The following is an 18,672-nucleotide window of genomic DNA, read 5'->3' on the forward strand; positions in this document are numbered from 1 at the left end:
GCGGGGCCGGCGAGTTGCCGGGCCGGGTAGGCGCGTGGGTCACGTGGTGCTCCGTTCGGGTGGCGCGGATGTGTCGTATGGGGGATGTGAGCTGCTGTTTTGGGTGGGCCGTTTGACGTGGCCTCGTCCCGACCCTAACCTGATTCCTTAGGAATTTCTATTGGAACTACTGAGGAGTTCAGGGTGAATCGTCCGATCGGCCAGCAGGACACAGGATTTCCGGAGGAAGACAGCTACGATCACGGCGTGGCGAACCTCAGGTACCTCAGCGTCGAAGAGCTGCGGAAGGAACTCGGCAGCCTCGCGAAGAAGGGCGTCGAGGGGCAGCTCGACGAGCACATCCCCACCACCCGGCATGGCAAGGTGGGGCTGCTCGTGGTCGATCTCGACTTCTACCGGCGCGCCCGCGAAGCCCTCGGCGACCCCACCGACCTGTAGACCCATCACCGCACACCACTTGAGCCCGACGCCGTAACGGCGCCGGGCTGAACGCTTCCCACACCCGCCCAACCGGCGGCCAGTCCTTGCATCCATCGCACCCCCTCTCACTGGTGGTGCGGTGGTGGCGTCACTCCTCCCCAGGCGACGCCACCACCGGGAAGGTCACTTCTGTTCGAGCGTCAGCGTCGGTGTCTTGATCTGCATGGGCTCGTCCGTGAGCAGCCACCGGCCGTTCCACTGGATCTCCACACCGGTGTCCGTGAAGAAGTAGATGCCGCCCTCGTCACCGCCGAACGAGCCGTCGTCCGTCGGGCCCTGTACCACGTGCGGGCAGTAGCTGGTTGAGCAGGCGTCCACGATGCTGTCCGTGGGAGTGAGCTGGGCACCGGTCGACGTGACCTTGCCCTTGATCACGAAGTAGGCGTAGATGCCGCCCGTGTCGGCCAGCAGGTAGATGTAGCGCACCCGGTCCGGCTGGTTGTTGCGCTTGAGGTGCTCGATGATGTTGGCCCGCTCCAACGAGTCCGTGAGGTTCGGCAGCGGGTCGTTCTTCTTCTGCGCCTGGAAATTGGCGTCGGACTGCTTGTCGTACTGAGGGATGTCGCCGCTGTCGCCGCAGCCGGCGAGGGCCAGGGCGAGGACAGCGATGGTGGCGACGGCCAGGGCGCGAGTCTTGCGGATCATGCGGGTTCTCCTTCTCAGGTTCGGACGTGCTGCGGGGTTCAGCGGCGGGTCGCCGGGGCGTCGGTGGCCCGGCAGTCGGTGGCGGGGTCGGTGTCGTCGATGCGGTCCGGCAGGCCGGCGTCGCGCCACCCGGCGCGGGACACCTTCTGCGCCTCGGCGTTGTAGGCCCCGACCATCTCCATGCAGCGGTTCACCAGGCCGCGGTGGTTGGTGGCGGCGAACTCGTCGTCGGGCTTCGCGGCCAGTTCGGCGGCGGCCGTGTCGATGCGCCGGTCCGTGGAGCGGATCTGCTCGAACTGGCCGACGAACCATTCCTGGGCGTTGACCCGGTTGCGGCCGTCGTTGGTGATGCGGGTGGCGTCACCGGCGCCCTTGACGCCCGAGGTCGCGACCTGGAAGTACCAGACGCCGATGCTGGTCAGGCCGAGGACGGCGGCCACGGCCAGGGCGGCGAGGGTGATGCGCCAGCCGGCGGACATGCCGACGGCGGAGGCGTCGGCGACGTCGCGCCGGGTTGCGCGGGTGCGTTCGAAGCTGCCCATGGTTCTCCTTCGTTGGTGGGCGAGTTGGGGGGACGGTCAGTAGGAGCCGGCGTCGCAGCCGGACGAGGCGGAGCCGGTGTCGTAGGAAGTGGTCGATGGCGAGCAGTCCGACGGCGAGCTGCTGTCGGCGGCGACGGTGTGGCCGCCGGTGGCGGCGGCGAGCGTCGCCACGGTGTCGGCGGCCGAGCCGCCCCGCGAGTAGGACCGGGTCGCCGTGGTCAGCCCGGAGTAGCTGCCCCGGGTGGTGTGGGCGGACGAGTCCATGGCCACGGTGGACGCGCGATCGAAGCCCATCGCGTGTGCCTGCTGCCAGGTTTCGGGACCGGCACCCAGGAACACGAACGACCACTGGCCGGTGGCCTCGCGCTGCCGGATCAGGTCGGCGATGTCGGCGCTGCGGAACTCCTTCGACGAGTTCTCTGCCCCGTCGGTCTGGACCACGACCAGGACGCGGTCTTGTCCGCCGAGGGTCGAGGTGTCGAAGCCGAGGATGGTCTTCCCGACCGCGTCCAGCAGGGCGGTCATCCCGCGCGGCCGGTAGTTGGCGGCGTCGAGCGTCGGCACCTCGGCGAGCGGTGCCGCTGTGCACAGCGGCATGAACTCGTCGTCGAAGAGGGTCACGGACAGGCGGTACTCCCGGTCGGTGTCCTCCCGGAGGCCGGCGACGTAGGAGTTGAAACCGCCGCGTACGTCGTCGGCGAGCCGGCCCATGCTGCCGGACATATCGGTGACGAGCAGGACGAAAGTGATCGGCTTAGACATGCGGGTACCTCGTTTCCTGGATGGGTTGCGGGTGGGGGTGGTGGTTCAGGCGGCGACGGGGTTGAGGCGTCGGGCGGCACGGGCGGCGAGGATCTGGCCGACGAACCGTTCGCCGACGGTCACCCGGACGCGCCCGTCGGCGAAGGTGAGCTTCATGCCGCCGCCGCGCTGGCGGACGAGCCCGAACGCCGCGAACGACTCGCCGTTGACGATCACGTCGGTGACCTTCTGCGGAGTTGGCTCGGCTGCGAGCATGTCGCGGACGTCGGCGAACTTGACGTTGCGGTCGAGGGCCACGATGGACTTGCCGGTGAGTCCGCTACTGGTGTCGCGCGACACGCGGAGCTTGTGGCAGGCGGTGACACCGGGCACGAAGTCCAGGCCGAGCGGAACCCACCGGTTCTTCTCGCTGACCTTGAAGGTCTTGACGATGTCAGCGGCATCGTGCAGCGAAAGGACGATCTTCCACGGGTCGCAGTGGCCGCCCCGGCGGGAGAAGACCCCTTCCTGGGTGGCTTCCTCGGGCAAGTCGTCCGGGTGCCAGGACGACACGCCCATGCGGGTGTCATCGCCAGCCATAGCGTGCAACTGCTGGCCGTCCCACTCGATGCACACGGCGTACGTCTCGGGGATCTCCTTCTCCTGCCCGGCCAGGACGGAGACGTCGGTGATCAGGCCGAGGAGGTCGGCGGTAGGTACATACACGGTGTCGATGTCCATGGATTAGCTCCTTCGGCAAGCGCGGAAGACGACAACGCCGATCAGGACTGCGGTGATGACCAGGGTGATCCCGGCGGAGATCCACGCCGGGGCCAGGACCCACCACCACGACCAGTCGATGACGTCGGCCAGCTTGAGGACGATGAAGGCGATGGTCAGCAGGCCGATGGCGCCGATGCCGGCGCTGCTGCTGCTGGAACTGCTGCTCACTGGATGGGGCTCCTTCGGGGCCGGGTCGGGTAGGGACGGGTCTTCTCAGGACGGGGCATTAGAACGGGGGCTCCTCGTCGAATCCGGAGCCTGCGGCGGAGCGGCCGTGCGCGGGGCTGCCGGTCGCCCACGGGTCGTCGAAGTTGCCGCCGCCCTGGCCACCGCCGGTGCCGCCGTTGTTGCCGCCGGAGCGGGACATCTTCTGCACCTTCGCCGTGGCGTAGCGCAGGCTCGGCCCGATCTCGTCGACTTCCAGCTCGATGACGGTGCGCTTCTCGCCCTCACGCGTCTCGTACGACCGCTGGCGCAGTCGGCCCGTGACGATGACGCGGGCGCCGCGCTGCAACGACTCCGCGACGTGCTCGGCGGCCTGACGCCAGATGGTGCAGGCGAGGAACAGGGGCTCGCCGTCTTTCCACTCGTTGGTCTGCCGGTCCATGTACCGGGGCGTCGAGGCGACCCGGAACTTGGCGACGGCCGCCCCCTGCGGGGTGAACCGCAGCTCGGGGTCATCGGTCAGGTTCCCGATGACCGTGATGGTGGTATCTCCTGCCATGATCGTTATGTCTCCCTTCGTTGCTGTGCTGGGTCAGGCGCTGTGGGCGCGGAGGACTCGGAGACCGCCCCGGCGATTCACGGCGCGGCGCTCCTCCTCGGTCATGCCGCCCCAGACCCCGGAGTCCTGACCGGACTCCAGCGCCCACTGGAGGCACTGGTCGGTGACCGAGCAGCGGCGGCAGACCGCCTTGGCCTGCTCGGCCTGGAGCAGGGCCGGGCCCATGTTGCCGATCGGGAAGAACAGCTCCGGGTCCTCGTCCCGGCAGACGGCGTGGTGTCGCCAATCCATTTCGATCACTCCTTTGGTGTGCGGGTCAGGTCGGCGGCCGGAGCAGGGTCACCCTCGTTGAGCAGGTGGTTCACGAAGTGGCCGTTGAACAAGGCGTATGGGGACCGCTTCGCCTGGATCAGGGCGATGGCCTCGCCCGCGGTGTGACCGAGGCGGATCAGCGTCAAGGCGGCGACGAGGCCGGACCGGTTGTAGCCGGCCTGGCAGCGGATCAGCGTCCGGCGTCCTGCACCGACCGCCGCAGCGGCGATGCTGGCCAGCTCGGCGCAACGGACGGCGTCGGCGGGCAACAGCATCCCGTCGGGGATATTCAGGTAGTGGTGCTCGACCCCTTCGGCGGGACCGGAGCCCGATCGCCGGTAGAGGGAGATCACCAAGTCGAACTCGTCGGTGACGACCACGTCCACAACGCTGGTGTGCTTACCGGGGACCGCGAGCCGGTCGTGTCCGCCCATGAACAGGCCCGGGACAATCTCGTTCCAGGCATCGGGAGCGTAGGGGATCATGCCTGCGCCACCTCGGGGATGAACCGGGCCGCGTCGGGGCTTAGCCGTGTGTCGCCGGGGGAGTAGTCCCGGCATGCCGGCCACCACCGGCGCACGTCGGTGCCCGCACCGTGGCTGATCCGGCTGCCGTCGTCGGCGGTGCACTTCCCGTAGGACTGGTTGTGGTGGCCGAGGACTTCGCGGTACCAGCACGAGCCGCATCGCGGTCCGGTGGCCTGCCGGTCGTCGGCGGGCGGGGCGTCGGGGTGCAGGGGCAGGTGGCGGCCGATGGCCAGGCCGAGCGGGTGTTGACCTGCGGCGAGGATCGCGGCCTGCCGCTGGGTGCGGCGCCGGTCCGCCGACAGCTTCTCGGCGGGGGCGGGTAGCACCTGGTAGGCGGCGGCGTCGAACAGACCCAGCTCAGCCACGGCCGCCTCCCAGCACGTCGCGGGCGACCGTCAGCCGCCGGAACAGTTCGGTGTCGCCGCCGACGTCCGGGTGGTGCTTGCGGGCCGCGATGCGGAACGCCGCCGCCACCTTGTCCGGATCGGCGAGCAAGTCACCGGCTGTCCACGAGGTTTCGGCAGCCAGCAGCGCCGCCGCCTGCTCACGGGTCATGTCGAACTCGCCTGACGTGGCGGCGATGGCCGTCCAGCCTCGGTACTGTTCGCCGCTGCGGGTCACCCCGTACCGGTCGACGGCCCGCAGCGCTTCGAGGCCGAGGGCGATGGCGCGGACGTTGGCCTGCCAGCCGGGCAGCCCATACCCGTACTGCTGCTCGTAGGTATCGGTGGCGTACGTCAGCGGCCCGTACCGGGAGTCGAACGACACCTTGACGCCGGGGAAGCCGACTCGCGCGTTGGCGCGGAGCATTCCGTCGCGGCGGATTTCCCCGTCGGTGACGTCGATCTGCACCACGACCAGGGCGGCGCCGAGCATGTCGACTTCGCGGGTGAGTAGGTCGAGGGTGCTGGACCAGTTGGCCTTGAAGCGGTGCGACCCTGCCCGGTTGGCGGTGACCGGGCGGTCCCACACACCGAGCGGACGGATGTCGTAGTGGGGGTCACCCACGGCTGGCCTCCTTCGAGGCAAGCTGGAGCAGGTCCGGCTCCGACAAGTCGGTGATCGTGAGCACGACCAGCCCGTGCGGGTGCAGGCCCTTCGGCACCACGGGGCCGATCTTCGGCGCGGCCAGGTCCAGGAACTGGGCGGTGTCGTCGGGGATGACACCCCAGCCGCGTTCCACCCTGTAGCCGTTGCCGCCTCGCACCTTCACCCGCTTCTCGGGCGACAGGGCGTCGATGCACGGCTTGATGACGTCCCCGTAGTAGTTGGGTGCGTCGCGGCGGCGGTTCGTGGTGAACCGCAGCTCTACGTCTACCCGGATGCGGGTGAGTCCCTTCGGCAGGCCAGCGAGGACGAAGCGCGCGTAGGCGGTTTCCCGCCAGTCGCGCCGCCGCCGCGCCCCGGCCGACCAGTGCTCGTTGCGGTTGACGGTCTTCATCGGATGCGGGGCGGGGATCGGCACGGTCCAGATGCGGTTATCGGTTGTGGCATCCATCAGTCGATCACCGCCTGCGGGTCGATCAGGACGTCGGTGTCCACGGCACCGTCGCCGCCGTGCAGTTCGTGATCGTGCTGCGCCCACAGCCGCACCAGCCGGTCATGCTCGCCGGGAGTGTCGGTGCCGCCGCCGACGAGGCCGTGGCGGCTGCACCGCAGCGACCACGCGGAGTCCGCGAAGTCGATCTCCCCGTACACGCCGTTGCCATCGATCTCGTGGCCCAGCTTGGCGAACAGTTCGGCGATCACCAGATCGTTGGCGTACCGCTCGCGGCTCTCGCCCCAGGTGTCCCAGTCGGCGTCGCGGAGCGCGTCGATGAGCGGGCCGAGAACGTTGCGCTTGAGGGTGTCGGCGGCGTTCTCGGCGATGAGCGCGTCAGCGACCCGGTCGAAGATGCTGCTGGCGTCGGCCCGGCCCATCAGCCGTTCACCGCCCCGGCGCGGACGCCCATGCGGCTGACCGCGCACTCCACTACCGCAGCAGCGGCGATCTCCCGCAGCACCACCGGCGGAAGGTCACCCATAGCGGGCGCGAGCAGCGCGATGATCTCGCCCGGCTCCACGCCGCGCCGCAGGGTCCGTGCTGCGGTGGAGGTGATCACGTCCAGTTCCTGGCGGATCTCGGCCACCCGCTGATCGACGGCGGCCCGCAGTGCCGGCGGGACTGCCGCGAATGTTGGGTGCCGGGGGATGTCCACCGGCGGCCTGGCTGGCGCATCCGGGCGCGTCTGTGCCTCGCCGCGCATTCGCGCGATCTCTTCCTGCGCCTTGACCAGCTCGGCGGTCAGCCGCGCGTTCTCCAGCCGCTGCGCGTCCAGCTCTGAGCTGGCCGTGCCGTCGGGCCAGGTCAGGTCGATACCGGCCTCAGCGATCAGCGTCAGTGCCTCGGCGACCACGGCCGGGTCGACGTCGCGGGCGTCGTACGCCTGACCGATGTGCGCCCACACCTCGGCCTCGGTGACGTCGCGGGCGTTCATGGTCATGATGTCGGCGGCGATGGTGCGCGCGTCGATGGCCGTCACAGCGGAACCTCCACGATCGCGGCCTTCCGCTCGGCGATCCGCGCCGTCGTGGCCTGCCGGATCTGCTCGTCGGTCCACGCTTCGATCCGCGTCGGGTCGGCGAGTACCGCCAGCGGCGGGGCGGGGATGACGACCTCCGGCGGGGTCTTCTGGTCGGCGGGCCAGGTGCGGGCGTTGGCGTGGGAGCGGGCCACCTCGGCGGCGAACCGGCCTGCCCGGGTGATGTCGTGCCGGTATGCGCGTCCGCCCGGCCCCCACCAGGCGTGCCCGGTGTGCGACCACACCAGGAACAGTCCGTCGACCAGCCCGGCCAGCTCGATGGCCTGCTGGGACAGGGCGTCCAGGTCACGGCCGTACAGCGGATAGCCCTCGGTGGTGACGTCGTAGATGCCGTCACCGAACGCGGTCACGTACTCGCGGACCCGGCGGGCGGCGGCGGCCGGTTCGGGCAGTTCCGGCTCGTCGGCGGCGATGCCGTCGGGCTGCTCGGGCAGCGGCTCGACGTCGGCGAGGGGGACGCTTCCGGCGTGGGCGACCCACACGGAGGCGGCGGCCCGCATCGCCACGGCCTTGCCGCCGGTGCGGCCGTACGCGGCCGGGCGGGCGCGGCCATCGAGCCAGTAACGAACCCACGTGCCTACCGGGTGGGCGAGGTTGAACTGCTCTACGGCGTCGAGCAGCGCGCGGGGGTCAGCCACGGAGGCTCACCGCCCCCCACATGCAGATCCCAACGATCGCGACGATGGTCAGGCAGATGGTCAGGGCGATGGCGGCGTCGGGCCAGCCCATCGGCTTGCTCTCCGGCTTCTGCTGTTCGCTCATGCCGGCACCTGCGCTGCCAGCGCGGCGGCGGCGTCCTCGCTGGCCTCGCGGGCGGCGTGGTACTCCGACAACTTCCGGGGTGTCCACGTGCACTCGCCGTCGATGACGCCCCGGTACAGCGCCCACACCGTGCCGTCGTGGTCGAACAGCGCGGGCGACATGATCCGGTAGCGGGTGGAGTTCGGATCGCTCCTGGAGGTGCGGGGAAGCCCGTGCTGCTCCATGACCGCTCGCAGTTTCGGCGGCTGGTGCTCCTCCAACCACTCCCGGGCCGGGTCGCCTGCCTTCCCGCGTCGGGGCACCAGGTGCTCCACGCTCTTGAGGTACCGCCAGCCCTGTGGCGGGTCGGTCGGGTCGTCCGCCGCCAAGCCGATGACCTCTGCACCGAACAAGGGATGACGGCGAATTAGGGCACCCTTGTTCTTGCCCAGCGCCTCGGAGTCCTCCTGTGCCCGACGGGCGGTGTTCTGGAAGCCGTCGGCGGCGGCACGGTACGCGGCGACGGTGGCCGGGTCGCTGGTGGAGTAGGCGCGCTCAGACATGGCAGTCGACCAGGACGATGTACGCCTGCGGGTCGAGGTCTTCGAGGTACCGGTTCACACCGACCCGGTACGCCGAACGTTCCCCGGAGCTGTCGCTGGACATGCCGAACCAGCCCATGCGGCCCGGTGCCAGCCACTCGCCATCCAACGTCACCAGCGCGTACCCGGGAACAGCCGCACGGCGGGCCTCTTCCACGTACTCGTCCCGGCCGGACATGAAGTGCTCCACCGGGCAGTCCATCCAACGCAGTTCCTCGTCCTGGCTGGTGAGTTCGATGCGCGGCTGCTCCCGGTACAGGCGGCGGGCCTCATCCCACGCGATCTCCTCGACCTTGGCGAGGTCGAGGAAGTGGGACCACGGCTTGGCCGGGTCGGTCTTCTCGCAGATGACGTCCCAGCGGTCGTAGCGGGCATTGGCCTCAGCGGCGGCCTTGTCCCGCATCGCCTTGAAGTCGAGAACGAACCGGGGCCCACCGTCGCAGAAGAGGCCACCGTTGTCGGCCCGCGCGGGGCTGTCGTCCCGACTGAACGCGGCGGCATGGCCGAAGACGAGGACGCTGCGGTCCGCGCCCTGGACGCCGATCATCGTGCGGTGCCACCGGCCCCCGATTGCCCACCAGTCCCACAGCCCTTCCGGGTTGCGGGTGCTGATGGTGTACGCCCGGCCTGTCTCGGGGTCGTAGTGCAGCCGGTCGGTGTCCTCGGTGTCGGTGCTGTCGCCGACGATCGCGACAGCGTTGGTCGGGTGGTACTTCTCGTTGTAGAGCTGCACGACGGCTTCCCAGGTCGGCTGCTCGCCCAGCTTCTCGGCCCACGCCGCGTCATCGGCGTACTCGGCGCGCTGCACCGCCTCGGGGTACTGCGATGTTCGGCCGGGCTGCCGGACCCCGTGTGGATCGTCGGGGTGGTGAGGCAGGATGCCGGTTCCGTTGCGGTGGTGATCGGCGCCACGAAGGATGGCGCTCACCCACCAGAACTCTTCGGGGCTGCCGTCCTCGTAGTCGCGGTAGGGCTCGACGTCGCGGTTCTCGTCCCAGCGTGCGAGTTTGTCGCTGATCGCCGTTTCGATGTCATCGGGGTCGGTGTTGGCGGGCAGGCAGACCAGAACAGTGAAGTGGGTCATTGGCGGGTTCTCCTCAGGAGCTGTGGACAAAGCTGTGGACAGTGGCGGGGCGGATGACGCGGGTGGGGATGGCGGCGGCTTCGAGCGCGCGAATGCAGTGGCGGGTGCCGTTGGACCGGCCGTCCCAGAAGGCGAGTCCGGCGTCCGCGCCGAGGTCGACCATCGCCTGGTTGCGGTAGTCGCCAGCGGCCCGGCACGAGGACCGATCACCGTGGATGCGGCGCCCACCGTGGCGGCACTCGGGACGGCACGACGCCGCCCAGTTAGCCGGGTGCGGCTCCTCCACCACCTCCGGCAGCGGCTGGTGCGGGCCCCGGTGCTGCACCCACAGGTGGGCGAGCCAGTCGGCCGACCGCAGCGGCCGGACGTGGGTCTGCCGGTCCGGCATCGGGTAGCAGGCCCCCTGCACCACCACCAGGCGGGAAGCACCCGCGTACCGGGCCGCCTCGGCGACGGTGCACAGCTCGCGGTCGAAGACGGCGATGTCGTCCCACGAGCGGGAGCCAGTCACGATCAGCCGGAAGTCGCTCATGCCGCCGCCCGGCGGCTCTCGACCCAGCCGTGGCAGCCCGTGGTGGCCGACCCGCACAACACGATCAGGTTCGGTGGGGTGTTCGTGTCCGGCCGCCGGTCGCGGCACTGACGGGCACGCCGATGCTGCACCGACCACGCCCGCCCCCGGACACCATGAACGACGTACCGGCCGCAGCGGACACAGCAGCCCTGGTCGCGGTCCACCACCACGGCGACCGTTGCCGCGTCCGGGCCGGTGTCGACCGGACGGGACACCGTCACCGAGGTTCGCGAGAGCTGCCCGGACCGGTTCAGTCGCCCCGCCTGCCTCAGGCCGGTGCCACGGTTCAGCGTCGACGTGCGGACGACACCAGCGGCGGCGTCGGCGGCGGCACGCTTCGCGGACCGGGAGGGCAGGCGGGACGACCTCACGGCTGCGGCACCCCCACCGGCGCGACGGCCTGCGGCTGTGTGTCGCCGACGGCGGCGGCTTCGTCGGCGGCCTCCTCGGCGAGCAGTGCCTTCATTTCCGGGGTGGCGCGGATGGAGATGCCCTTCCACTCGCCCCCGGCCCGCCACTCCAGGCCGGGAATCTCCTCGCCCTGCGCGTCGCACGCCGGGTGACCCCGCTCGGCAACCTGCTCCAGGAACCGCTGCGACCAAGCGGGCCGGGGCTGACGAACCGTCTCTACTTCGGTCGGGAAGCGCGTCTCGACGTAGGCGAGGAATGCTGCCGGGTCGGTGACCGCGACGTGCGGGTTGCTGGTGGAGCTGGAAACCGTGGCACCGTCTGCCTTCCAGGTGGGCTTGATGCCCTCCTGCCGGTACTCCGACTCGGCGAGCCGGGCGAGACGTGCCTTGCACGCCTTCGCCAGGGCCTCGTAGCGGAGGACGCTCAGGATCAGGGCTGCCCGGCTCATGCCGCCACGCCCGAAAGCTCACCGGTCGTCTGCCGTCCGTGATCGGTAGCCAGATCCACCGGCGACGGCGTCCGCTCCTGCCGAGACTGGCTGGCTGCCTGCGCGGCCTGCGCCGGGCGACTTTGGGCTGGCGGCTGGTAGTCGGGCATCTCCGGCTTGCGCCGGTTGATGGCGGCGAACAGGTAGTTCTGCTCGGCCTCGGTGATCTCGCCCCGTTCGAGCGCGGGCCCGATCTTGTCGTACGCCTGCTTGAGCTGCGCCATGCTCTCGGACGCCTCGACGGCCAGCTCGATCACGGCGGCGGCGTCGGACAGCGGGGCGTCGCTCCCGGCGACCATCGGCACCATCTCGCGGGCGGTCGCGGTCGTCGGGTTCCAGCCGTACCGTTCGAAGATCAGCCGTTCCAGGCTGAACCCCGGCAGACCGCGCTCCGGGTCGACACCGGGCCGGACCCCGTTGACCACCGACCGCAGTTTGATCAGCTTCGGGTTGCCGTCGCGAGTCATCCGCACCCAGATCGGCATGGACGAGGCGAACGACTTCTGCCCAGCGACCTTCCAGGTGGTCTTGCCGCTGACCGGTTTCCCGTCCTTGAAGGCCGCGACCTCTTCCCCTCGGGAGAGCAGGATCACGATGCCCTTGGTGGTGAGCAGGACCGTCATGAGCTTGCGCCAGCGGGCGGTCGCGTCGTTCCAGAAGTTCGACGTGATGTCGATCTCCGCATTGGGGTTCGCGGCCAACTTCTCGCGGTTGGCTTTGGTGCTACGCGCCCGGTTGTCGGCCCACTCACTGAGCACGTCCCACACCGCGCCCTGCTGGTCGACCACCAGCACCGGCGGCTTCTCGCCAGCCTCGGCGGTGCGGTTCGCCTCGTCGCGGAAGTCGCAGGCGGCGCGGTAGATGGCCGCGTAGTCCCACACCTTGGCGCGGTTGTCGGGGACCAAGATCTTGTAACTGACGCCAGGGATCGCGCCGTACTGGTCGGCCGTGGACTCGTCGCCGAGTTCCATCCAGTACATCTGGCCGACCTTGTCCGATGCGGACAGCTCGGCGGCGGTCCAGGACCGGCCCGATCCGGTTTCGCCTTCGAGGAGGATGACGGGCGGTGGGACCTCGCCGGTCGGGTCGCGGGTGATCAGCGCCATGGTGGTGCTCCTTACGATGTGCTCGGCCCGAAGGCCGGTGGGTCAGATGTCGTCGGCCCGCACGTAGCGGGCGTCGTCGTGCAGGTAGGCGGTGCGGCAGTCGGGGTCGGTGCAGCTACCGGCGAGCAGGCCCGCTGGCTGGATGCGGCAGTACGGGCAGGTCGGCTTGTGGGCGACGACGCCCGGCCCGGCGGAGACAGTCGGTGCCGGTGTGGGGCCGGCGGGTGTCATACCGGCGGGCCGGAGCGTCGTCGCGGTCATCGGGCGTCGTCCCCGCCGTGGAGGGTGGCCAGGATGTCGACCACGTCGAGGTACGGCGTCAGGGTCACGTCGCCCCGGTCGCACTCGGGGTCGTCCAGCCACAACAGCTCACCGAAGGACAGGCGGCGGCGCGGGTCGTCGGTGCGGCCACCGACCGGCCAGAACCGGCGCTCGTTCAACGCCGGGTCGGTGGTGTCCTCGGGCAGGTCGGTGCGCGTCCAGACGTCTTCGGTTTCGGGCAGGTTTTGGTGTCCACCGGCCACGGTTCGGACGAGCAGGGTGCCGTCGGCGGGGATGCTGTCGATGCCGTATGGCGATGCGGCGGCGCAGAGGTCGACCAGCCGGTGGAGGGCGGCGCGCATCTGGTCCGGGGTCATCTGGTCGACCAGCTCGGCGGCAGACCGGGTCGTCGTCGCGGTCACAGGTCCGCGCCGTCCTGGTCGCGGTGCTCGCGGTGCACGAGGGTCAGGGGGCCACGGTCGGCCAGCAGCCGGTCCGCCTGGTAGCTGGTGTAGCGGTTGACGGCGCGGGTGCTCGACGGCGTGAACACCTTCTCCGTGCGGAAGTCGTCGCCGACCTCGCGGAGGGAGATGAACCACAGGACGTTTTCCCGATCGCGCCACACGTCACCGACCTCCGGCGGCCAGTCGGCGGGGGCGACGCGTTCGACGGTTACCCGGTTGCCGCGCATGACGTCGATGCGCTCGTTGTGCTGTTCGTCGTAGGTGACGGTCAGGACGCCGCCGTCGGCGATGACTTTGGCCTGCCGGATGGTGATGTCGACCAGTTCGCCGGGCTTGAAGGTCACGCGATCCTCCTGGTGGGAGCGGGTTTGTGGAGGTGGTTACAGGTCAAACCCTAGCGGCATTCCTCAGGAATTTCTACAGAACTAGCTAAGGAAGTCCGGTGTTTTCGGGGGTGGTTCACCACGAAGACGCCGGTTCCGTTCCCGGTTGCGTGCCCGCACCGCCTCCACCCGCGCCGCCTCTTCCGGGCTCGGCGGGGGTAGCGACTCGTGCAGCCGGACCGCAGCCGCGATCACGTCTCGCAGGGCGCGGCGGCCCTCGTCGCCAATGTCGGGGGAGACGCGGGCACGGGCGATCACGGTGCCGTCGGCGTCGGTCACTGCCTCGCAGCGGTGCCCCAGCTCAGCCACGGCGACCACCGCCCTGCCGGTCGCGGGCGAGCCATCCCAGACGCCAGCCGTCAGCATGGCTGGCGACCGCGAAGCAGCTCCACGCGGCGATGGCCAGCGGAACCGCGAACAGGTCGGCCCAGAGTGCCGCCGCCACAGTCGCCGCGAACAGCAGAAGAGCGGCAGCGAACCACCGCTGTGCCTCGCGGCGGGCCGTCTCGACCTTGCGCGTATGGCCAGCCGGGCGCGCACCGCCGTACGGCAGCCCGAACGACCGGCAGCCGATCATCGAACCGCCCAGGCTGCGGACCGCCTCGTCCGGCACCAGCAGATCCCGGCGGCCCGGGTTGGCCAGCCCCACCACCAGGGCGACCAGGAGCCACACCCCGGGCTCAGGCGGCGGCAAGTTGGACGACCCGTGATGGCGGACCACGTTGATCGGGATTGCGGCACCGCCGAACGACAGCGGCGGCATCGCCCGGATGCGGGTCTTGTCGAGCGGTGCCCGCATCTCCGCAGGCGCAGGCGGAATGACCGCAATCGGCTGCACACTGCCGGGCTCGATGCGGTCCGGGCAGTCGGGCGGATAGACGTGCATGTCGTGTGGGGTCAGGTTGACGATGCGGTCAGCCACGGCCGCCTCCACCGTTGGCGGCGGCGACCACCCGGGCGTGCAGTTCCCGTGCCTCGTGCAGCCCGTCGGCGGTGGCCCGTTCACGGATGGCGTCGTTGTACCGGTGCTCATCCCACGCCCGGTCGGCGGCGGCCCGGTGCTGCCGTTCGGCGGCGGTGACGGCGTGGGCCAGTTCCAGCCACGGCATCACGGCCGGCGTCGACCCGCCGAGCCCGTCGACCAGGACGCCGGGCGTGACGCCGAGGGCGGCGGCGAGCCGCAGCAGGACCGGCAAGCCGATCTCCTGACGGCCTGCTTCGAGGTTCGTCACCGAGGTTCGGGCGAGGCCGATCGCCTCGGCAAGCTCGCGCTGCGTCAACCCGCGCTCGGCACGCAGGAGGCGAACACGCTGACCGAGTGCCAGCAGCAGGCCGTCGTGCATCAGTTGCCCCTCTGCTCGGGCACCGTCAGGCCGTAGGCGTGCGGGATCGGCCACGAAGCGGCGGAGGCGACCGTCCACGGCGTGTGGTCGGCGGGGCGGCGCGGCGCGGGCGTCAGCGGCAGGGCCTTGACTGCGCGCAGCAGTCGACCCTGACGGCGGCGTGACGGGTGCCGGGCCTTCGCGGCGTCGAGCGCGGCCCTGTAGCGGGCCACCTCCGCCTCCCGCTTCTCGCGGCGCTCCCGCAGGATCCGGCCCCACTCGATACCGAGGTGCAGCAGGATGCCGCTGCCGACAGCGATACCGACGGAGCCGATCACGTAGGCACCGGGGGCGTGGTTGGTGAACCAGCCGATCACCGGGTCACCGCCAAGGCGGGCACCGGCGGGCGGAGCTGGACGGGCGGACGGGGCACCCGATCACCGGCCGCACCCAACCGCGACGTGTACCCCGCCGGGTTGAGGGTCGGCCACGGCGATGCGGCCCGCAGTCGAGGCGCGGGCACGGCGACCGGCCAGCAGTCGACACACGGACGGCACCCGCACCCCGAGGCGAGACACGCCCGCTCCGGCCGCAACTCCACCAGGTCCAGCCCGCAGGCCGTCAGGCCCATCGGTGAGGCCGGTACCTGCTGCGGCTCATCGCCGAGGTCCAGCCCGGCAGCCATCGGGCCCAAGACCCGGTGGTAGGTGTTGCCGGCGGTGGCGGGCAGGGCGAGCAGCACCGTGTCCAGGACGCCGACGCCTGCGGGCAGAGGGGTGGGCATCATGCGTCCAGCCACCCGGCGACGTGCAGCGACAAGCCCGACCACAGCAGCAGGCCGACCACGACGACCACGAAGACGGCACCGGCAATGAGGTCTTCCCGGACGGCGGCCCGGTCCTCCTCGTCGTGGTCCCGAGTTACGAGGCCGAGCCACGACGCGAACTGCTGGGTCCGGAACGCGGTGAACGCCCGGATCACGCCGAGCCTGCGGCGGCTCACGCGACACCAGCCAGGGGAGCGGCCTGCTCGTCGAACTCCACGACGCCCACCAAGTACGGGAGGCAGGACCCGTCGTGGACGTCGCCAAGGATGTGGCCGCACGGCCATGCGGACACGGTGATGACCTCACCGTCGTACTCACCCTCTGTGGGTGTGGCGTCGGTCTGCTGTACGTTGAGCTGCATCGGGGACCACGTCCTTTCGTCGATTGGTTCCTGGTAGGCACCTCGGCCGGGTCGCGTCCGGCGTCGAGGGCTGTTAGCGGGCCGCTCCCCTTGCGGGGGCGGCCCGCTCTACGTGTGCGCCTGCCCCGACCGCAGGAGGGTGGTCGGGGCTTCGCTCCGCCGCTGGCGTCGGTGCGGTCGGTGCTAGCCGGGCGTCGGCCTCACCCACGGCGGGTGGGTGGCTTGTGGAGGTACGGGCGGTCATGCGCTGCGCCGCTTCTGGCGGCCGACCATGGCCCGGGTTGCCGCGATGGCCTCTTCGATCGGGTCGAGGGGCGTGGGCTGGGCGGGCCGAGTGGTGCCGATCTGGAGGGACTCCAGGAGTTCCCGCACCTGCTCGGGGTACATGATTCGGTGCACCCGCTCGGTGCCCTCGCCCTTCGGCGTGTGCTTGATAGAGCCCTTCCGGCATCCGCGTTGAAGCATGTTCAGCGACAGACCGGTGACCTTGGCAACCTCGGGCAGGGTGAGTGCCCGGTCGGGAATGTCGATGATCATGCCGCCGCCCCTGCCTTGGAGGCGTGGAGGACGGTGCGGTCTTCGAGGCCGAGGGCGTCGCAGATGGTGATGAAGCGGGCGGGGGCGACGGTGGGGCGTTCGCCGCGTTCGATCGCGGCCAGGTAGCTGAACGAGACGCCAACCCGGGCGGAGAGTTGAACGATGTTGAGTCCGGCTTCTTTGCGGATTTCGCGGAGTTTGGCCCCGTTGATCTCCACGTTGGCGTGCGCGTACCTCATAGTTCAACACAGTACAACTCTGTTCAACATTGCGCCAGGAAAGTGGGCATACGGGGCGTCTGGCTGTCCAATCGAGATCAATGAGATCCAAGTCCGCGCGGCTGGCTGGCGTTGTACTGGGTTGTACTGCCACCATTCGATGCGTGGCCAACCATGACCATGATCAGCAGCCGAGCCTGGGTGAACTCGTCCGACAACGACGAGAAGACCTCGGGCTCACCGTCATCGACGCCGCCGCCGCAGCAGGCATCAGCCGAGGCACATGGATCAACCTCGAAGCCGGCGCCCGGAAAACGCTGCCACACAACTACGTCGGCATCGAACAAGCCCTCGCCTGGGCTCCCGGAAGCATCAGAGCCATCCAGCGCGGCGGATCACCCACACCGGCGAACGCCAGAACCACCACCGACCTGGACGAGATCGAGCGCATGGTCCGTGCCTACAGCGCGAACCCCAACCGCTCCGAACGGGTCCGAGGCCGCGCCGACAGCCTCCTCGAACTGATCCGCAGCCTCCGCGAAGCCGAACAACGGGAAGCCCGCGAACGCGGCGCCTAAGCCGCCTCGTCCTCCGCCATGAGCTTCTTACGCCGCCGCTCCGCCAACTCGTCAAGCCGGTCGCGCTTCGGCCCATCCCAGGCATGGCCGTAGATCGTGAGGGTCGTCAACGGGCTGGCGTGCCCCAACCGCTTCTGCACATCGTGCAGCTCCCAACCGTCCCGGATCAGGTCCGTCGCATGGGTGTGCCGGCCGTCGTGCAGCCGGGGCCGCCGACGCAGCACCCCCGGGCAGCCGCACGTCGACACCTCATCCGGACGCAATGCCCGACGCGGCCCCCGCTTCGGCTTGGGCGGCTCCGGCGGCGGATGGAGCCCACAGCGCATCGCTGCCGCCACAGCCGGCGCCCAATGCCTACGGTTCAGGTTGTTCTCCCGCCACGTCGGCTCAGCATGGCGGTCGCGCTTCTTTCCCGGGCAGGGGAAGATCAGGTCACGGGGGCCCTTGCCCTTGCACCGGCGGGCGATCACCTTCGTCACGTCGGAGTCCGTCGTCACCGCCCGGATCGACTTCGCCGACTTCGGCAACCCGATACGGTCCCCGTGCTTCAACGCCCGCCGGACGCGGATCTCCGGCTCGTCGCCCTCCACCGTCGCGTCCTGCACCCGCAACGCCAGCAGCTCCCCGAGCCTCAAACCGGTCCGGACCAGCACGAACCAGATGTCCTTGATGTGCGGGTCGCAGTGAGCAAGGATCCGCTCCGTCTCCTGCGGCGTCAGGAACATGCCCTCGAACGCGGACGGCTTCGGCAGACCGAGGCGACTCTTCTTCGATCCACCCTGCCGGGCCAGCGGATTGAACGTGATGTACTTCGGCACCGCGGCGGCGAGGACCATGTGGAACACGGCATGTGCCGTGCGGATGGTGTTCGCCGAGATCGGATTACCCGCCGGGTTGTGCTTGGTGCGCCTGACCCGGGACTTCCGCAGCGACTTCATCCACTCCCTGAGCAGCCGTTCGCCGTCCTTCTCGTCGGCGATCTCGGTCAGCAGCTTGTGGCCGAGGTACGGCAGCACCCGCAGACGCAGTACCCGCAGGTAGTCGTCGAGGGTGTCCTGCTGGATCTCGCCCAGGCCGAGAGCCTCGGGGTTGGCGGGCTTGCGGTCGGCGTACCAGATCTTCACCCACTCGGCCAGAGTGAGGCCGGTCTTCGGGGCCTCGTCGACGCCCAGGACGATGCGCAGCACCTCGTCGCGGGTGATGCGGTGCTGGTACGCCTCCACTAGCTTCTTCGCCTGTGCGGCGAGCTTGTGGACGGCGTCCGGGTCGGCGCCCTTGAACGGCGCGGACATGCGCGCCCCGTCTCGGGTGCCGCCGAGCCGCCAGCACACGCGGACCGACGTGCCGCGTGTCTCAATCGTTGCCACGGCCCGGACGGTAG

Annotated in this window: 36 protein-coding genes; 2 read left to right on the forward strand and 34 right to left on the reverse strand. The window is 70.0% G+C overall.

Features of this window, described 5'->3' with window-relative positions:
* Positions 1-183 precede the first annotated feature (183 nt).
* Entirely contained in the window at positions 184-438 is a 255-nt protein-coding gene (locus tag ACQVFL_RS03065) for a hypothetical protein (RefSeq protein ID WP_431728621.1), read from the forward strand.
* Positions 439-603: 165 nt separating this feature from the next.
* Here ACQVFL_RS03065 and ACQVFL_RS03070 read toward each other — a convergent pair whose 3' ends face one another.
* From ACQVFL_RS03070 to ACQVFL_RS03230, 33 genes are all read right to left on the reverse strand, one after another.
* The gene (locus ACQVFL_RS03070) at positions 604-1,125 is read right to left on the reverse strand and encodes a hypothetical protein (protein WP_431728622.1); all 522 of its coding nucleotides are present in this window, start codon (positions 1,123-1,125) and stop codon (positions 604-606) included.
* A 38-nt stretch (positions 1,126-1,163) separates the two neighbouring features.
* A complete protein-coding gene (locus tag ACQVFL_RS03075; protein ID WP_431728623.1) occupies positions 1,164-1,667 on the reverse strand; it encodes a hypothetical protein in 504 nt (167 codons plus the stop codon).
* 36 nt (positions 1,668-1,703) lie between these two features.
* Complete coding sequence (locus ACQVFL_RS03080; RefSeq protein ID WP_431728624.1) at positions 1,704-2,429, reverse strand: vWA domain-containing protein; 726 nt, start codon at positions 2,427-2,429, stop codon at positions 1,704-1,706.
* Positions 2,430-2,474: 45 nt separating this feature from the next.
* Positions 2,475-3,149: a hypothetical protein gene (locus ACQVFL_RS03085; RefSeq protein WP_431728625.1), complete on the reverse strand. Its 675-nt coding sequence runs from the start codon at positions 3,147-3,149 to the stop codon at positions 2,475-2,477.
* A 3-nt stretch (positions 3,150-3,152) separates the two neighbouring features.
* The gene (locus ACQVFL_RS03090) at positions 3,153-3,359 is read right to left on the reverse strand and encodes a hypothetical protein (protein ID WP_431728626.1); all 207 of its coding nucleotides are present in this window, start codon (positions 3,357-3,359) and stop codon (positions 3,153-3,155) included.
* Positions 3,360-3,417: 58 nt separating this feature from the next.
* Positions 3,418-3,915: a single-stranded DNA-binding protein gene (locus tag ACQVFL_RS03095; protein WP_431728627.1), complete on the reverse strand. Its 498-nt coding sequence runs from the start codon at positions 3,913-3,915 to the stop codon at positions 3,418-3,420.
* Positions 3,916-3,948: 33 nt separating this feature from the next.
* Positions 3,949-4,206, reverse strand: coding sequence for a WhiB family transcriptional regulator (locus tag ACQVFL_RS03100; protein WP_431728628.1), 258 nt, complete (start codon positions 4,204-4,206; stop codon positions 3,949-3,951).
* 5 nt (positions 4,207-4,211) lie between these two features.
* Positions 4,212-4,607 carry a protein-tyrosine phosphatase family protein gene (locus ACQVFL_RS03105; protein WP_431728629.1) on the reverse strand — a complete coding sequence of 132 codons (396 nt, stop codon included), beginning with the start codon at positions 4,605-4,607 and terminating at the stop codon, positions 4,212-4,214.
* Positions 4,608-4,708: 101 nt separating this feature from the next.
* A complete protein-coding gene (locus tag ACQVFL_RS03110; RefSeq protein ID WP_431728630.1) occupies positions 4,709-5,119 on the reverse strand; it encodes a hypothetical protein in 411 nt (136 codons plus the stop codon).
* Positions 5,112-5,762 carry a hypothetical protein gene (locus ACQVFL_RS03115; RefSeq protein ID WP_431728631.1) on the reverse strand — a complete coding sequence of 217 codons (651 nt, stop codon included), beginning with the start codon at positions 5,760-5,762 and terminating at the stop codon, positions 5,112-5,114. The genes ACQVFL_RS03110 and ACQVFL_RS03115 overlap by 8 nt, the downstream gene beginning before the upstream one ends.
* Positions 5,755-6,252 (reverse strand): hypothetical protein, encoded by a 498-nt coding sequence (locus ACQVFL_RS03120; protein ID WP_431728632.1) that lies wholly within the window; start codon positions 6,250-6,252, stop codon positions 5,755-5,757. Before ACQVFL_RS03120 ends, ACQVFL_RS03115 begins: the two co-directional genes overlap by 8 nt.
* Positions 6,252-6,674, reverse strand: a complete 423-nt coding sequence (locus ACQVFL_RS03125; protein WP_431728633.1) for a hypothetical protein — start codon at positions 6,672-6,674, stop codon at positions 6,252-6,254. Before ACQVFL_RS03125 ends, ACQVFL_RS03120 begins: the two co-directional genes overlap by 1 nt.
* Positions 6,674-7,276, reverse strand: coding sequence for a hypothetical protein (locus ACQVFL_RS03130; protein WP_431728634.1), 603 nt, complete (start codon positions 7,274-7,276; stop codon positions 6,674-6,676). Before ACQVFL_RS03130 ends, ACQVFL_RS03125 begins: the two co-directional genes overlap by 1 nt.
* The gene (locus ACQVFL_RS03135) at positions 7,273-7,974 is read right to left on the reverse strand and encodes a hypothetical protein (protein WP_431728635.1); all 702 of its coding nucleotides are present in this window, start codon (positions 7,972-7,974) and stop codon (positions 7,273-7,275) included. The genes ACQVFL_RS03130 and ACQVFL_RS03135 overlap by 4 nt, the downstream gene beginning before the upstream one ends.
* Positions 7,967-8,098: a hypothetical protein gene (locus tag ACQVFL_RS03140; RefSeq protein ID WP_431728636.1), complete on the reverse strand. Its 132-nt coding sequence runs from the start codon at positions 8,096-8,098 to the stop codon at positions 7,967-7,969. The genes ACQVFL_RS03135 and ACQVFL_RS03140 overlap by 8 nt, the downstream gene beginning before the upstream one ends.
* Entirely contained in the window at positions 8,095-8,640 is a 546-nt protein-coding gene (locus ACQVFL_RS03145) for a hypothetical protein (RefSeq protein WP_431728637.1), read from the reverse strand. The genes ACQVFL_RS03140 and ACQVFL_RS03145 overlap by 4 nt, the downstream gene beginning before the upstream one ends.
* Positions 8,633-9,763 (reverse strand): hypothetical protein, encoded by a 1,131-nt coding sequence (locus ACQVFL_RS03150; RefSeq protein ID WP_431728638.1) that lies wholly within the window; start codon positions 9,761-9,763, stop codon positions 8,633-8,635. Before ACQVFL_RS03150 ends, ACQVFL_RS03145 begins: the two co-directional genes overlap by 8 nt.
* A 13-nt stretch (positions 9,764-9,776) precedes the next feature.
* Entirely contained in the window at positions 9,777-10,295 is a 519-nt protein-coding gene (locus ACQVFL_RS03155) for a hypothetical protein (RefSeq protein ID WP_431728639.1), read from the reverse strand.
* Entirely contained in the window at positions 10,292-10,708 is a 417-nt protein-coding gene (locus tag ACQVFL_RS03160) for a hypothetical protein (RefSeq protein ID WP_431728640.1), read from the reverse strand. The genes ACQVFL_RS03155 and ACQVFL_RS03160 overlap by 4 nt, the downstream gene beginning before the upstream one ends.
* A complete protein-coding gene (locus ACQVFL_RS03165) occupies positions 10,705-11,196 on the reverse strand; it encodes a hypothetical protein (RefSeq protein ID WP_431728641.1) in 492 nt (163 codons plus the stop codon). The genes ACQVFL_RS03160 and ACQVFL_RS03165 overlap by 4 nt, the downstream gene beginning before the upstream one ends.
* Positions 11,193-12,341, reverse strand: a complete 1,149-nt coding sequence (locus ACQVFL_RS03170; RefSeq protein ID WP_431728642.1) for a hypothetical protein — start codon at positions 12,339-12,341, stop codon at positions 11,193-11,195. Before ACQVFL_RS03170 ends, ACQVFL_RS03165 begins: the two co-directional genes overlap by 4 nt.
* A gap of 42 nt (positions 12,342-12,383) precedes the next feature.
* Positions 12,384-12,602, reverse strand: coding sequence for a hypothetical protein (locus tag ACQVFL_RS03175; protein WP_431728643.1), 219 nt, complete (start codon positions 12,600-12,602; stop codon positions 12,384-12,386).
* A complete protein-coding gene (locus ACQVFL_RS03180) occupies positions 12,599-13,024 on the reverse strand; it encodes a hypothetical protein (protein ID WP_431728644.1) in 426 nt (141 codons plus the stop codon). Before ACQVFL_RS03180 ends, ACQVFL_RS03175 begins: the two co-directional genes overlap by 4 nt.
* Positions 13,021-13,410 carry a hypothetical protein gene (locus ACQVFL_RS03185; protein ID WP_431728645.1) on the reverse strand — a complete coding sequence of 130 codons (390 nt, stop codon included), beginning with the start codon at positions 13,408-13,410 and terminating at the stop codon, positions 13,021-13,023. Before ACQVFL_RS03185 ends, ACQVFL_RS03180 begins: the two co-directional genes overlap by 4 nt.
* Before the next feature lie 81 nt (positions 13,411-13,491).
* A complete protein-coding gene (locus tag ACQVFL_RS03190; protein ID WP_431728646.1) occupies positions 13,492-13,758 on the reverse strand; it encodes a hypothetical protein in 267 nt (88 codons plus the stop codon).
* The gene (locus tag ACQVFL_RS03195) at positions 13,751-14,371 is read right to left on the reverse strand and encodes a hypothetical protein (RefSeq protein ID WP_431728647.1); all 621 of its coding nucleotides are present in this window, start codon (positions 14,369-14,371) and stop codon (positions 13,751-13,753) included. The genes ACQVFL_RS03190 and ACQVFL_RS03195 overlap by 8 nt, the downstream gene beginning before the upstream one ends.
* Positions 14,364-14,792 (reverse strand): helix-turn-helix domain-containing protein, encoded by a 429-nt coding sequence (locus tag ACQVFL_RS03200; protein ID WP_431728648.1) that lies wholly within the window; start codon positions 14,790-14,792, stop codon positions 14,364-14,366. Before ACQVFL_RS03200 ends, ACQVFL_RS03195 begins: the two co-directional genes overlap by 8 nt.
* Positions 14,792-15,148: a hypothetical protein gene (locus ACQVFL_RS03205; RefSeq protein WP_431728649.1), complete on the reverse strand. Its 357-nt coding sequence runs from the start codon at positions 15,146-15,148 to the stop codon at positions 14,792-14,794. The genes ACQVFL_RS03200 and ACQVFL_RS03205 overlap by 1 nt, the downstream gene beginning before the upstream one ends.
* On the reverse strand, positions 15,145-15,558 hold the full coding sequence (locus tag ACQVFL_RS03210; RefSeq protein WP_431728650.1) for a hypothetical protein: 414 nt from the start codon (positions 15,556-15,558) through the stop codon (positions 15,145-15,147). The genes ACQVFL_RS03205 and ACQVFL_RS03210 overlap by 4 nt, the downstream gene beginning before the upstream one ends.
* Entirely contained in the window at positions 15,555-15,773 is a 219-nt protein-coding gene (locus ACQVFL_RS03215; protein ID WP_431728651.1) for a hypothetical protein, read from the reverse strand. The genes ACQVFL_RS03210 and ACQVFL_RS03215 overlap by 4 nt, the downstream gene beginning before the upstream one ends.
* Positions 15,770-15,958 carry a hypothetical protein gene (locus ACQVFL_RS03220; RefSeq protein ID WP_431728652.1) on the reverse strand — a complete coding sequence of 63 codons (189 nt, stop codon included), beginning with the start codon at positions 15,956-15,958 and terminating at the stop codon, positions 15,770-15,772. Before ACQVFL_RS03220 ends, ACQVFL_RS03215 begins: the two co-directional genes overlap by 4 nt.
* A gap of 240 nt (positions 15,959-16,198) precedes the next feature.
* Entirely contained in the window at positions 16,199-16,495 is a 297-nt protein-coding gene (locus tag ACQVFL_RS03225; protein WP_431728653.1) for a hypothetical protein, read from the reverse strand.
* Complete coding sequence (locus ACQVFL_RS03230; RefSeq protein WP_431728654.1) at positions 16,492-16,734, reverse strand: helix-turn-helix domain-containing protein; 243 nt, start codon at positions 16,732-16,734, stop codon at positions 16,492-16,494. The genes ACQVFL_RS03225 and ACQVFL_RS03230 overlap by 4 nt, the downstream gene beginning before the upstream one ends.
* A 143-nt stretch (positions 16,735-16,877) precedes the next feature.
* On the opposite strand from ACQVFL_RS03230, the gene ACQVFL_RS03235 reads away from it, so the two are divergent.
* Positions 16,878-17,291, forward strand: coding sequence for a helix-turn-helix domain-containing protein (locus ACQVFL_RS03235; protein ID WP_431728655.1), 414 nt, complete (start codon positions 16,878-16,880; stop codon positions 17,289-17,291).
* Here ACQVFL_RS03235 and ACQVFL_RS03240 read toward each other — a convergent pair.
* Positions 17,288-18,658, reverse strand: coding sequence for a tyrosine-type recombinase/integrase (locus ACQVFL_RS03240; protein WP_431728656.1), 1,371 nt, complete (start codon positions 18,656-18,658; stop codon positions 17,288-17,290). The genes ACQVFL_RS03235 and ACQVFL_RS03240 overlap by 4 nt on opposite strands.
* Between the last annotated feature and the right edge of the window lie 14 nt (positions 18,659-18,672).

The organism is Verrucosispora sp. TAA-831, from assembly GCF_050780145.1.
In the GTDB taxonomy this organism is placed as follows: Bacteria; Actinomycetota; Actinomycetes; order Mycobacteriales; family Micromonosporaceae; genus Micromonospora.